The sequence below is a fragment of the Citrobacter sp. Cpo074 genome (assembly GCF_030332745.1).
Lineage (GTDB): Bacteria > Pseudomonadota > Gammaproteobacteria > Enterobacterales > Enterobacteriaceae > Citrobacter > Citrobacter portucalensis.
Genome location: NZ_JAOWHG010000027.1, coordinates 567,038 through 579,810 on the forward strand (window position 1 = coordinate 567,038; position 12,773 = coordinate 579,810).

Genomic DNA, 12,773 nt, shown 5'->3' on the forward strand with positions numbered 1-12,773 from the left:
GTCACTGTAAACTGCTCGCAATCATGGCAACAGACATCACCGCAGGAGACTGGCATGCCAAAAAACGACAATAACTCGCTTCTCAGCCAAATTGATACTATCGCCAGGGGATTGAGTGAGACCTTCTCTCCGTTTTGCGAAGTGGTGGTTCATGACCTCAAAAATCCTGAACATGCCATTTTGTCCATCCATAATAATCTTTCCGGACGTCAACCCGGCCAGCCAGCAACCGAGCTTGGCCTGGCGAGAATCGCGTCACCTGACTTTCCCAGCATCATTGCGAACTACAGCAATCAGTTTGCCGATGGCCGCCCGGTGAAAAGTACCTCCATTGGCATCAAGGACGAAGACGGCAAATACGTAGCGGCACTTTGCCTGAATGTCGATATGACGCTGTTCCGTGGTATGCAGAGTGCTCTTGCGCGTTTTACTGAAACTGAAAATTCCCCCATTAAGGAACATATCGATCCCGGCAGTAATGAAGTCATCCGCCAGCGTATTGATGACTTTGCCGCTAAACGCGCGACGACGGCCCGAGCCCTTAAACCTCAAGACCGTAAGCTGCTGATTCAACAATTACGCCAGGACGGTTTGCTGAACGTACGCAAATCTATGGATACGGTTGCACAGCATCTGGGCGTATCGAGGGCCACCGCCTATCTGTATGCCCGCCAGTCAGCTCAGGCGGGTGAATAAACGGGTTCAGATAGACCACACTTGCCACGTAGAGAATTTCTGTCCTTGATTACCGACACGAAGCGCTCCCGCTCCACTAAAGGCGGCTTCGTGCCCGATATAGTTACCCACCAGTAAACAACCAAATCCAGCTACAGTGAAAAAAATTAACCTTTATTTTCGTGCGCATTTATTGGCACTGAGTAAATAGATGATTTATTTTTGTACATACATAGTGAAATTTAGCTTTACTCAAATAACACACTAGCATTTTAATGCACCACAGCAGAACAGGTAACAACTAACTAACTGATTTAAAAGAGTTAAAAAACCATTGAAGTTATTACACCAATAATACCCATGCAATATATATAAATAGCGTGATATCTAAATTATAATTCTTTAACATCCGGCTGATTGGTGAGGTAAGAATGCGATTAATGGTCATGTTGGTAAGCTTTGTACTCTCCACCCAGCTATGGGCAGGTGAACTTTCCAGGCCCACCGGTAAAGTGCTTTTAACGCTGTCGGGTAATATTGAAAATACAAATGCAGACGGGAAAGCCGTTTTTGATACCGCCAGCCTTGAGAAGCTGGGCATGGTCAGTTTCCAGACCACCTCCCCCTGGTATAATGGGCGCACTACCTTTACGGGTATTCCGCTACAAAAGCTCATGGATTATGTCGGGGCGAACGGCTCTGTTGTTAAGGTCACTGCACTCAATGACTACACCACTGTTATCCCTCTTAGTGATTTCAAAAAATACAATGCTATCCTTGCGTTAAAAATCAACGGAAAATATATGCGCATCCGTGACAAAGGCCCGTTATTCATTGTGTACCCCTATGACAGCATGCCAGAATTGAATAATCAGATTTATTATTCAAGGTCTGCATGGCAGGTCAGTAGTATGGATATTGAGTAAGCGTTCAGAGGAACATCATGAACAGAATACTGGCTGGCATCATCTTTTTTCTTTTTATATCTACCGGGTATATCTCTTTCCTCGTGCATGAACGGCAACAAGAGTTACAGAAACTGACTCACTACACCGATTCCTGGTCTGCTGCTCAGCTGGTATCACAATATTACCGATTTGAATCGTTGCTTGGTCTTTACACTATCGATGATACGATGAATCTCGATGATGTACGCATGCGCCTCGACATTATGCTTAGCCAGAGTGATTTGATAAAAGAAGGTGACCTGGGGCGCTACATCGAAAGCAATATAGCCCACCGTGAACTGGCGGTAAAACTTGAAAATACCCTTAGTTTTCTGGATGTTAATCTAGAGAAAATGAACCGTTCAGCACTCCAGGCTTATCTGAAAAAAATGCATACTCTGGATGCGCCACTGGGTCGTCTTTCATCTGGTGCGTTAAACAAAGATGTTAACTCGATCAATAACGCCAACCAAAAAATTCAGACGCTGTACTATATTTATTCTGCAACCTCTGTGCTGCTGATAATACTGAGTGCGATTCTGGGCGTGCTCATTTTCTATCAAAACAGAAATATTCTGCGGGCGCACCTGCAGGTCAAGAGTCTTGCCGAAGAACTGCAGAAATCTAAAGAAAAACTGCAAATTCAGAATGCTAAACTGGAATATGACGTCTACCATGACTCTCTTACCGAGATGAATAACCGTCAGCTATTCTGGAGCGATTTAAATAAAACAATTGAGAGAGCAGAAAAAAATCACGATTCTGTGACTGTGATGTTGTTTGATTTAGATCGATTCAAAGAAGTAAATGATACGTATGGTCATGATGCCGGTGATATGTTGCTACGCCAGATATCTGACCGACTGGTTTCGATGAGCCTTACTTCGGATACGCTGTATCGCCTGGGTGGAGATGAATTTGCGTTTCTCTCAAGTGGCCTGACAGAAAGCCACGCTGTTTCGCGCGCCCAGAAAATATGTGAATTTATCAGCCAGCCCTACACTATTTATAACACGATTATCAACATAACCACCTGTGTTGGCATTGTTATCTCAGACACTGAACGTCGTTCCGACTATCTTTATAAATTTGCCGATCTGGCCCTTTATGAAGCCAAAGGTGAAGGCTCTGGTAAGATAAAAGTCTTCCGACAACGAATGTTAGATAAACTACAAGAAAGCAGAACGCTTGAGCATGATATGGCATTGGCAATAGTGAACAAAGAATTCGTGGTTTATTATCAGCCCATTGTTGACTCCTTCAGCCAGGAAATTTATAGCTATGAAGCCCTAATTCGTTGGCTCCATCCTCTAAAGGGCCTCCTGTCGCCGGATAACTTTATTCCTGTTGCTGAAAAAACCGGAATGATTAATGAGATGGGGAAAGCTGTGCTTGAAATTGCCTGCCGGGAAGCGGCTTGTTGGGCGGTTCCGGCTAAAATTTCAGTGAATGTCTCTCCTGTCCAGCTAAGCAGCAAAGCCTTTGTCGGTATCGTACTGTCTATTCTGAAAGAAACTGGACTCCCAGCCGATCGTCTTGAACTGGAAGTAACAGAATCCTCTCTCTTCACTGAGAGTACGACGCCGATGAATACACTTAATAAACTCAGAGCCATGGGTGTAAAAATCTCGATCGATGATTTTGGCACCGGATATTCTTCCCTTTCGCGCCTGAGCAGGCTTGCCTTCGATAAAATTAAAATAGACAAGTCGTTTGTCCATTCAATATCCACACAGGAAGATGCGCTTAATATCATCAAACTGATCACCGGCATGGCGAAATCCCTCAATATGAAGGCTGTTGCTGAAGGTGTTGAAACGCAGGAACAACTAAAAAGCCTTCAGGCGCTGGGCTGCGATTTCGCCCAAGGATATCTGTTTGGTAAACCTCAGCCTTGTATCGATGAGAAAATCAGAAACGGTTGAATCGCTCTCAGACTATTTGATCATCAACCGTAGCGCTAAATCATTCGGATAAGGATCAAAATAGTTCTGGGTAAGCAGATAGCTGTCTGGGTATTCAGCCAGATAGTGCTTGAGTAGCGTCAGAGGCGCCAATATTGGCAGCAGCCCACCGCTATAGTTGAGGATAACGTCACGTAACTCTCCGCGCTGGCGGGAGTTCAACCGTTCGCGGAAGTAGCCCTGGATATGCATCAGTACGTTGGTGTGATTTTTTCGTGAGGCGGGCTTTTTGAGGATCGTCATGAGCTTTTCACGATAGACAACGAAAAAAGCGTCCAAATCATCCCACTGGTGAAGCGAGGCAACGAATGGGCCGATTTCCCGGTAACCGGCCTGGTGATGAGCCAGAAGCTGTAGCTTATAGCGACTGTGAAAGTTGAGTAAGCCATGGCGAGTAAGACCATTGGCCCGCAGCCTATTAAGCTCATGCAATGCGAACACACGTTCGACAAAGTTCTCCCTCAGCACTGGATCGTGCAAGCGGCCATCTTCTTCGACTGGCAACCACGGGTAGGTTTCCATTAACGCGCCAGTAAACAGACCAGTCCCTTCTTTTCGCCCACGATTTCCCTTCTCGTCATACAGTCTCACTCTTTCCATACCGCAACTCGGTGATTTAGCACAGACGATAAAACCCGAGAGGCCACCAAGTCCCTGAAGATATGAGTTGGTGAAATCGGACATTTTATCGGTTACATCCTCACCAGGCGCATGGCTAAAACAGATGCGGACATTCCCTTGGGCGGTTTGAACCAGACGCAACGCGGGACGTGGTACAGGCAAACCGATGGACATCTCTGGGCAGACAGGTTTGAAAGTCACCCACTGAGCCAGCTCGTCCGTTACAAACCCCATCCGTTTATGCCCACCGTCGAATCGCACGGCTGAACCAGTTAAACATCCACTAATCCCGATGACAGGCTGAGTGTTCATAGCGACCCCCTCGTTAATTGACGACCCTTTTCGGGAAAAAATGACGGTTTCACTATTAAATCATAGCGTAAGTTATCTGCTGTGAGTTGAACTGATAGATGCAAGTGTAAGTATCCCCCATAATCGTGCCATTCCTAATGAATATTTAGGCGGGATACAAACCAGGCAATCAAAGAATCCAATTAAAACAGCAAAGGCAGGTACTGTAGATATATAGATCTCTAAATTGATGTTCATCACATTGACAGGTTCTTACGTGAATGCGACTTCAATCTCTTTATATACTCTTTATTTGTTCATATCTTCATGAGGAATAAAGTATGTTCGATCATGTGAAAATCGGTGTAAGTGATTACGAAAAAAGTAAAATTTTCTTTCTCAACGCGCTTCAGCCGCTTGGCGTAGAACTCATCGATGAAGGCACACCAAGCTACGGTGTTGAAATGGGCTCCGAGAATGTTTCACTTTGTCTGTTCCAGACGAATGACAAGCCGGCTCCTCTGCATCTGGCGTTTGTCGCAAAAACCCGGCAGCAAGTTGATGAATTTTACAATGCTGCTTTGCGCACGGGAGCCCAGGATAACGGAGCACCTGGCTTACGTTCCTATAGTGAAAACTACTATGCCGCATTTGTCATTGCACCTGATGGCCATAATATTGAGGCTGTCTGCCATGCGCCGGACTGATTAAGGTGCAGTTTGGATATCGAAAAATTATTCGACGTTGATATTGAATCTGTCTGAAGAGCTGTAATAACGCTGCTTATTTGAAGTCAAGACATAAGAGTATCGTTGAAAAGAAGGAATTCGTATATGTCTAAGATTAAGTTTGAACTGAGGCGAGGATAGCTCTCCCGCCAGTGAAGCAAGGACAATAAGAATGTAGCCTTAGTGCAACATCTTTATTCTAAATATCTGCAGCTAAAGTTGGTAAATCCCCTGAACGGTTCTATAGTCGGGACTGCTTCTCATTACAGGGTTTACTAATGCGATTTAACGGACTGACTAAAGGTTTCTTCATTTTCATACTTGCCCTCGTGACCTGGGCGTTCTTCGATGTATTGTCCCCCTACTTTTCCGCCATTTTGTGGGCCGCGATATTAACGACTATCTTTAACCCGGTAAAAAACAGACTGCGTAGCGCGCTTGGCGAACGCAACGGGCTGGCATCGTTGATTACCATCGTCATTATCTGTCTGATTGTCTTTATCCCGCTGATGGTAATCCTGTCATCGCTGGCCATTGAACTGAACGTGGTGTACACCAAACTGCAACAGAATGACACGCAGTTCCCGGAAGTCGTCACTTCTATTCTTTCGTACCTTCCTGATTGGGCCAGAGGATTTCTGGCAGAACACAATCTGGATGATGTCGCGCAGATCCAGAAAAAACTGTCCGATGTCGTGCTGCAAGGCGGGCAGTACCTTGCTGGCAGTGCATTTCTGATTGGGAAAGGGACATTCGGCTTTGCTATCAGTTTTGGCATCATGCTGTATCTGCTGTTCTTCTTACTGAAGGATGGACCGTATCTGGTGCGCCAGATTCTGGACTCATTACCCCTTTCTGATTTTGCCAAACAGCACCTGTTTGCCAAATTCGTCGGCGTGACGCGGGCAACCGTCAAGGGCACGGCGGTCGTCGCTTTGGTTCAGGGTATTCTTGGCGGCATCGCGTTTGCAATTGTGGATATCGACGGCAGCGTTCTGTGGGGGGCGTTGATGGCGTTTCTCTCGCTCGTGCCTGCCGTGGGCTCAGCGATCGTCTGGGTACCTGCAGCAATATTCCTGTTCGCCACCCACCAGCTATGGCAAGGGCTGTTTATCGTTGGCTTCTTCGTGATTATCGTTGGGCTGGTGGACAATATCCTGCGCCCGCTGCTGGTAGGTAAAGACACCAAAATGCCGGACTATCTGATTTTGATTACCACTCTCGGCGGCATGGAGATCTACGGCATTAACGGCTTTGTGATTGGCCCCCTGATTGCTGCACTATTCATAACCTGCTGGAACCTGTTTTCCGGGCGTGACCATGAAGGTAACGTGGAAGGAATCGACGAAGCCTTTATGGAAGAAGGAAAAAATCCTCCAGATTTATGATTGCAGGACGATAACAGAAGGCGGTTTCGGGACCGCCTTTTTTATTTTCACGCAAAATCATGCGTTTCCTATAATTGCAATCATGCGTATTCATTAATCGTCGCAGAAGGAACTAATCAGTGCGAATTGCCACAATCACCAACTGGGCCTATAGCGCGACGGTATGCCTGACCATCGCTTCAGGCGTTGTCATGCTGATGGCATCCAGCGCCGATAACACAGAACGCCAGGTGGTAGAACAGCGTTATCAGTTCGATCAACTTACCGAAGAAGTCGAACTCGATGCCTGGTCGCTGTCAGACCTGGCACGCGACTATGTTATTGCAAAAGATCCTGAGGTGCTTAACGCCTACCGTCAGAAAGAAGCGACGCTGAAAGCTGTTGAGCATCGGCTGTCAAAGCTCAAAGACCTTGGGGCAACGGATGAAGAGCTGGCGCTATTGCACGAAGGGCTGCAGATTGTTGATGCCCTGCAGGACGAGCAAGCTGCGGCGTTTGCCAGCGTCGCGCGCGCAGAAGAGTCGCAGGCTATTGCCCTGCTCTATGGGAAAAGCTATGAACAGGAACTGGAACGCGCCCAGGACCGGATAGATCATTTCCGCCAACTGCTCGATAACCGCGTACGTAATACGATTGAAGATGCAACCCAGTCATCCCGCATGCTACGAACAGCCTCTGAAGTGATGGTCGGTCTGACAGCGCTGCTGTTTTTATTCGTTCTTGGTTTCATTTTAAAGCGTCGCGTACTGCGTCCCGTCGTGCGTTTGAGCGATGTCGTAAACCGTCTCGCATCGCAGGATTATGCCGTTGAGACGCCCAGCTTTAACCAGATAGATGAAATAGGCGACATGGCGCAGGCGATCCGGATATTTCGCGAGAACGGTCTGGCGCGTCAGAGACTGGAGAAAGAGCGAGATGCCGACTGGGCAATCCGCGATCTGCTGGCGCGCATGACGCAACGTCTGCAGGGTTGCGAGAGTTTTGCCGATGTCATCAATGTGGCAGAGCTGTTTGCACCGAATATTGCTCCAGGTATCGCCGGGCGGCTTTACATACTGGACCAGGAACCCTGGCAAATGCGCTGCGTTGCACAATGGCTTTCTCCGCAGGGTAAAGCGGATGCGTTCCACCCGGACGAATGCTGGGCTGTGCGCCGCGGCCAGAGTCATCCTCCGGTACAAGGTGAACCCGATATCGCCTGCTACCATCTGCCAGAGTCATGCCAGCACCATACTCTGTGCGTCCCGCTGATTGCCCAGGGCGAAGCCATCGGTCTGCTCTCATTCCAGAACCTTAGCGATGATTCCGCCCCCTCCCGTGCATATCTGGAGCTGATGGCAGAAGCACTCGGCCTCGCATTAGCCAACCAGCGTCTGCGTGACGCCCTGCTGGAGAAAGCGCTCTACGACCCGCTAACCGGACTGCGCAACCGTCATCATCTTGAAGATACACTGCGTACCCAGATGAGCCAGGCAGTGCGTAACAAAGAACCAATCAGTTGCTTGATGATCGATATCGATCATTTTAAAAGTATTAATGACCGCTTTGGCCATGAGGCTGGCGATAGTGTGATTAAAAGTATCGCTGCGACTATTCAGCGCGTTGTCCACGACAGCGGCATGGCCTTCCGCTACGGCGGTGAAGAGTTTCTGGTACTGCTGGCCAATACGGATGAACAGGCCGCTAACCGCTTTGCTACGGAAATCTACAACGGCGTACGCGAACTGTCGCTGCGCTTTGGCGTTTCCGATATTGGACACGTGGATGTCTCTATAGGTGTCGCCAGTTACCCGCAGCACGCCCAGAGCGACAACCTGTTACGCGCCGCAGATGTCGCACTGTACCGCGCGAAAGAGTTAGGTCGTTCGCGCATTGTGAGCTTTGGCATGCTGGAAGCGAGCTGATATGCGCCAGCACTTCGGGCATTGCTTTACCTCTACGCCAGGTGGTATGTTAATTGGATGAACACAAAACACGATATCAACGGTTTTAATCACAACCTGTGGTGGCTGCCTTCTTAAAGGCGGTCAGAATGTGTTTTCCTCATTTTAAATAACCGCCGAAAGGCGGTTATTTGCATTTAGAGACCCCTTTCGGTTTTATGACTAAGGAGTCTGACATGAACAATAAAACCATCATCCTCACAGGCGATCGTCCCACCGGCCCGCTGCATCTTGGCCATTATGTGGGGTCATTGCGCCAGCGCGCCACGCTGCAATACGATTATCAGCAGTTTATATTGGTGGCTGACCTACAAGGGTTAACCGATAACGGCAGCACACCGCAAAAGATCCGCAACAATATTCCCGAAGTACTTGCCGACTATCTTGCCGCAGGAATAGACCCGTCACTTACTACCATCTGTCTGCAATCGGCACTGCCTGCTCTCGCAGAGTTAACCGCGCTTTATATGAACATCGTCACCGTGGCTCGCGTGGAGCGTAATCCTACGGTCAAAAACGAAATTGCGCAGAAAGGGTTCGCTCGCTCATTACCGGTTGGTTTTCTGGTTTATCCCATCAGTCAGGCGGCAGATATTACGGCCTTCAAAGCCGAAGTCGTTCCCGTCGGCGACGATCAGTTGCCAATGATTGAACAGACTAATGAGATAGTACATAAGATGAATAGCCTGTTACCGGCCCCCGTCTTATCGCACTGCAAAGCGCTGCTGAGTGAAACCAGCCGCCTTCCAGGGATCGACGGAAATGCCAAAATGTCAAAATCGCTTGGTAACACATTGCTCCTGTCAGCCAGCGAAGAAACCATTCACCGCGCGGTCAGCGCAATGTACACCGACCCTAATCATCTGAAAGTGTCCGACCCAGGGCAAATAGACGGCAATATGGTATTCACTTACCTCGATGCTTTTCATCCGGATAAAGCAAAAGTGGCGGAAATGAAAGCGCATTACCAACGGGGTGGACTGGGTGACCGGACATGCAAAAACGAGCTGGAAGTGTGCTTGCAAGAACTCATCGCGCCAATGCGCGAGCGGCGTGCAACCTACATTCAGGATAAAGGCATGCTGATGGCGATGCTCAAAAAAGGAAGCGAGCAGGCGCACGAGATTACGCAGCAGACATTAAGAGAAGTGAAGCAAGGACTGGGTTTGCCGGTGTTCTGATATCGAGTTGCAACAGGAGCGATAAGTAACGATGACTCCCGTCTGAATGCCACCGCCGGGAGTTATCAGAAGCTGGCTCGCGTTTTATCGACAAAATGTAGGGTAAAAATCAATCTCCCTTAACCCGCTGAAAAATCTTGTCCCGATACGCATCAAGATGATGTTTTTGCAGATAACGTTCCACCTCCGTAGCCCATTGGGTTCCCTCACCGAGAGTAGCGCGGCTATGCGTTGACGCGTAAAGATATCGTCTGTCATAGAGACTAATCAGCGTCTGATTTACCGCATTGACACTGTAATTGGAGTTGTTAGCCAGCTGCTTTTCCAGCGACTGAACGATACGCGCCTGATGGGCAGCATCGGCAGGATATTCCGTTTCATTAAGCTCGCTCAGCACCAGAAATAAAGGGGGGATCTGCTCTTCGATCGCCGCCTGTAATCGATAATGCCCATCAAGGATCACATAAGATCCTAATCCGGCGATATACCAGACCAGTATCGGCGGCAACGTCCCCTCTCGGCATTTTTTACGCCACCATTTTACTCTCCCCGTATTGGGTTGAATGGCATAACGCCCCCGCAGCAAATAACCGCCCCACCACCAGTCAACTAATCTGACGTTTTCCGGCTGCGTCAGATCAGGGAAATCTTCACCGTACAGCGTCCACTGGCAGTTAATATTTTCAGTGCTTTCTGGCGCTGAGAAACGCCAGTTTTCTAACGCAACGGGTTGGGGACTGGAATAGCGCGATGAACATTGAATCGGTAACATCGGTCTTATCAACCAACGCTGCGGTGAGAGTAATGGTGTTGGCGCATTCATTAACTGACGAACAAAATACCGGCACCATTCGCCGATCCGCACCTGCTCGCCTTTGGCTTTTATCCGTTCAATATCTTCAGAAGTTACCTCAGGTAATATCTCCTGGCTCCGTGGATGATCTGCATTAAAAACCAGCCAAACGCCGGAATGATCTTCAAGCATTGAGGCCCAGAATAACGGCTCTCCGGCGAGCTGCAATGCCATACGCCCAAAATGGCCACTGAGCATTTCCATCGCTGGCTCAGTTCTTTGATTTTCTTTGAAGATCAGTTCCAACCCTTGCCACTGGTTATTACGATCAACCAGGTCTTTCCACCAATAATCTGTCATTGCCGCCTTCCCTGAGTAACGGGTTAATATCCCATGAGCTTCGCCATCGGTCAGCAAGGGTATCTTGCGTTGAGAATAAGATGCATTGTGCCAAAATCCAACCTCCCTATCGATGAGTGGCGTCAATCCCCCTCCAGAGAGGGGGTTGATTAGCGTCAGTATGAGGTCCGTCTGTATTGACGATACTGCGGATGCCAAAAAATCTCGTCAATTTTGCCTCGTAATGATTCCTCCGGTATACGAATGGCTACGCCATCACGTTGCGCTGCAATACCAACACTAAAGGCAATGGCCTTTGTTACTTCCTGAATATTATTTATATCCGGTAATAATGGAGAATCTTTATTGCTTTTCATTGGCGAAAAAGAGGCTAACGTTCGGCTTGCCGTTATTAGCATATTTTCTGTAATTCGTGTGGCGCGGCTTGCCAGACACCCTAGTCCAATACCAGGGAAGATGTAAACATTATTACATTGTGCAACGGGATACTCCTTTCCTTTGTATATTACGGGATTAAATGGACTTCCCGTTGCAACAATGGCGTTTCCCTCTGTCCATTCAATAATATCTTCCGGCCTCGCCTCGACCCGTGAAGTTGGGTTGGATAACGGCATGATTATTGGGAGCTTACAGTACTTGTACATTCCCCTAATAATAGCTTCGCTAAACAAGCCTGGTTGGCCGGTAACACCTATCAACACCGTAGGATACGCGTGACAAACAACATCCATCAGCGTCATTTTTTCGCTTTCCACACCCCAGCTTTCGACGATCGTTCGAGGCTGTGACAGTTGTCGCTGAAAAGGTGGAAGGTTTGCCTGGTCATCAGTCAACAATCCGAACCGATCCACCATAAAAATTCTGGCGCGAGCTTCCACTTCAGACAAGCCTTCAGCGACCATCTGTTGAACAATATGCTCAGCAATACCGCAACCAGCCGATCCGGCCCCCAGAAATACGACTGTTTGCTCGCATAATGAACGACCAGAGACTGAGCTTGCCGCCATTAAACATCCTAGCGCGACGGCAGCAGTTCCCTGGATGTCGTCATTAAAACAGCACATCTCATCTCTGTATCGCTCCAGAAGAGGAAGTGCCGTTTGCTGAGCAAAATCCTCGAATTGCAGTAGGACCTCAGGCCATCGACGTTTAACCGCGTTTATGAACATATCCACAAACTCAAAATATTCCTCCCCGGTAATTCTTGGGTGACGCCATCCCATATAAAGAGGATCATTTAGCAGTTGAGAATTATTGGTTCCAACATCCAGCAGAATGGGTAATGTATTTGCCGGATTTATACCACCGCAGACGGTATACAAAGACAGTTTTCCGATTGGAATCCCCATACCGCCAATACCTTGATCCCCAAGTCCCAGGATCCGTTCACCATCGGTGACGACGATGACACGAATATGCTGTTTCGTGGCATTATGCAATATATCATCAATTTTATGGCGATCCGGCCATGCGATAAATAACCCTCTGGCCCTACGGTAAATATCAGAAAAATGTTCACATGCATGGCCAACAACAGGTGTATAAATAATAGGGAGCATTTCTGCTAAATGTTTATTTACCAGATAATAGAATAGCGTTTCGTTAGTGTCCTGAATGTTCCTAAGGTAGATATGCTGTGCGATAGCAGACTTAAAATCGCTAAACTGGCGATATGCTCGATGGGATTGCTCCTCAATTGTTTCAACTGCATTGGGTAGCAATCCTTCCAGATTGAATATCACTCGTTCCTCTTTGCTAAAAGCACTTCCTTTATTAAGAAGAGGAGATTCGAGTAGGACAGAACCTGAGTAAGGAATATAGAGTAAATTATCTACATTTTCATTTAACATAGTGTTCATCCAGATAAAAATCTTCCGTATTC

Annotated in this window: 10 protein-coding genes and 1 pseudogene; 8 read left to right on the forward strand and 3 right to left on the reverse strand. The window is 47.8% G+C overall.

Going from position 1 to position 12,773, the window contains the following annotated elements; translation table 11 throughout:
- Positions 1-54: 54 nt before the first annotated feature.
- The 3 genes from OGX83_RS07320 (at position 55) to OGX83_RS07330 (ending at position 3,547) form a co-directional block, all read left to right on the forward strand.
- The gene (locus OGX83_RS07320) at positions 55-696 is read left to right on the forward strand and encodes a helix-turn-helix transcriptional regulator (protein ID WP_191214726.1); all 642 of its coding nucleotides are present in this window, start codon (positions 55-57) and stop codon (positions 694-696) included.
- A gap of 410 nt (positions 697-1,106) precedes the next feature.
- Positions 1,107-1,601: a putative pterin-binding protein gene (locus OGX83_RS07325; protein ID WP_003832739.1), complete on the forward strand. Its 495-nt coding sequence runs from the start codon at positions 1,107-1,109 to the stop codon at positions 1,599-1,601.
- Between the two features lie 17 nt (positions 1,602-1,618).
- Entirely contained in the window at positions 1,619-3,547 is a 1,929-nt protein-coding gene (locus tag OGX83_RS07330; RefSeq protein ID WP_286587672.1) for a putative bifunctional diguanylate cyclase/phosphodiesterase, read from the forward strand.
- 12 nt (positions 3,548-3,559) lie between these two features.
- Here OGX83_RS07330 and OGX83_RS07335 read toward each other — a convergent pair whose 3' ends face one another.
- On the reverse strand, positions 3,560-4,519 hold the full coding sequence (locus OGX83_RS07335; protein ID WP_032943299.1) for a YbgA family protein: 960 nt from the start codon (positions 4,517-4,519) through the stop codon (positions 3,560-3,562).
- Positions 4,520-4,839: 320 nt separating this feature from the next.
- Between OGX83_RS07335 and OGX83_RS07340 the strand changes: the two genes are divergently transcribed.
- The 5 genes and pseudogenes from OGX83_RS07340 (at position 4,840) to trpS (ending at position 9,738) form a co-directional block, all read left to right on the forward strand.
- Positions 4,840-5,205, forward strand: coding sequence for a VOC family protein (locus OGX83_RS07340; protein ID WP_048214280.1), 366 nt, complete (start codon positions 4,840-4,842; stop codon positions 5,203-5,205).
- A gap of 299 nt (positions 5,206-5,504) precedes the next feature.
- Positions 5,505-6,614: an AI-2E family transporter gene (locus OGX83_RS07345; protein WP_003832733.1), complete on the forward strand. Its 1,110-nt coding sequence runs from the start codon at positions 5,505-5,507 to the stop codon at positions 6,612-6,614.
- 683 nt (positions 6,615-7,297) lie between these two features.
- Positions 7,298-7,483: pseudogene (locus OGX83_RS22870) on the forward strand (HAMP domain-containing protein); the annotation flags it as partial.
- A gap of 207 nt (positions 7,484-7,690) precedes the next feature.
- On the forward strand, positions 7,691-8,518 hold the full coding sequence (locus OGX83_RS22875) for a sensor domain-containing diguanylate cyclase (protein ID WP_407197669.1): 828 nt from the start codon (positions 7,691-7,693) through the stop codon (positions 8,516-8,518).
- 215 nt (positions 8,519-8,733) lie between these two features.
- Entirely contained in the window at positions 8,734-9,738 is a 1,005-nt protein-coding gene (trpS, locus tag OGX83_RS07355; RefSeq protein WP_286583874.1) for a tryptophan--tRNA ligase, read from the forward strand.
- Positions 9,739-9,847: 109 nt separating this feature from the next.
- On the opposite strand, the gene OGX83_RS07360 is transcribed toward trpS, so the two are convergent.
- Positions 9,848-10,891, reverse strand: coding sequence for a ParB/Srx family N-terminal domain-containing protein (locus tag OGX83_RS07360; protein WP_286588142.1), 1,044 nt, complete (start codon positions 10,889-10,891; stop codon positions 9,848-9,850).
- Positions 10,892-11,046: 155 nt separating this feature from the next.
- Positions 11,047-12,741, reverse strand: a complete 1,695-nt coding sequence (locus OGX83_RS07365) for an NAD-dependent malic enzyme (protein ID WP_286587673.1) — start codon at positions 12,739-12,741, stop codon at positions 11,047-11,049.
- Positions 12,742-12,773: the final 32 nt, after the last annotated feature.

Bases quoted from the DNA above. Each gene is read 5' to 3' on its own strand.
- OGX83_RS07320 (WP_191214726.1), top strand. From the start codon at position 55: ATGCCAAAAAACGACAATAACTCGCTTCTCAGCCAAATTGATACTATC.
- OGX83_RS07325 (WP_003832739.1), top strand. From the start codon at position 1,107: ATGCGATTAATGGTCATGTTGGTAAGCTTTGTACTCTCCACCCAGCTA.
- OGX83_RS07330 (WP_286587672.1), top strand. From the start codon at position 1,619: ATGAACAGAATACTGGCTGGCATCATCTTTTTTCTTTTTATATCTACC.
- OGX83_RS07335 (WP_032943299.1), bottom strand. From the start codon at position 4,519: ATGAACACTCAGCCTGTCATCGGGATTAGTGGATGTTTAACTGGTTCA.
- OGX83_RS07340 (WP_048214280.1), top strand. From the start codon at position 4,840: ATGTTCGATCATGTGAAAATCGGTGTAAGTGATTACGAAAAAAGTAAA.
- OGX83_RS07345 (WP_003832733.1), top strand. From the start codon at position 5,505: ATGCGATTTAACGGACTGACTAAAGGTTTCTTCATTTTCATACTTGCC.
- OGX83_RS22875 (WP_407197669.1), top strand. From the start codon at position 7,691: ATGCGCTGCGTTGCACAATGGCTTTCTCCGCAGGGTAAAGCGGATGCG.
- trpS (WP_286583874.1), top strand. From the start codon at position 8,734: ATGAACAATAAAACCATCATCCTCACAGGCGATCGTCCCACCGGCCCG.
- OGX83_RS07360 (WP_286588142.1), bottom strand. From the start codon at position 10,891: ATGACAGATTATTGGTGGAAAGACCTGGTTGATCGTAATAACCAGTGG.
- OGX83_RS07365 (WP_286587673.1), bottom strand. From the start codon at position 12,741: ATGTTAAATGAAAATGTAGATAATTTACTCTATATTCCTTACTCAGGT.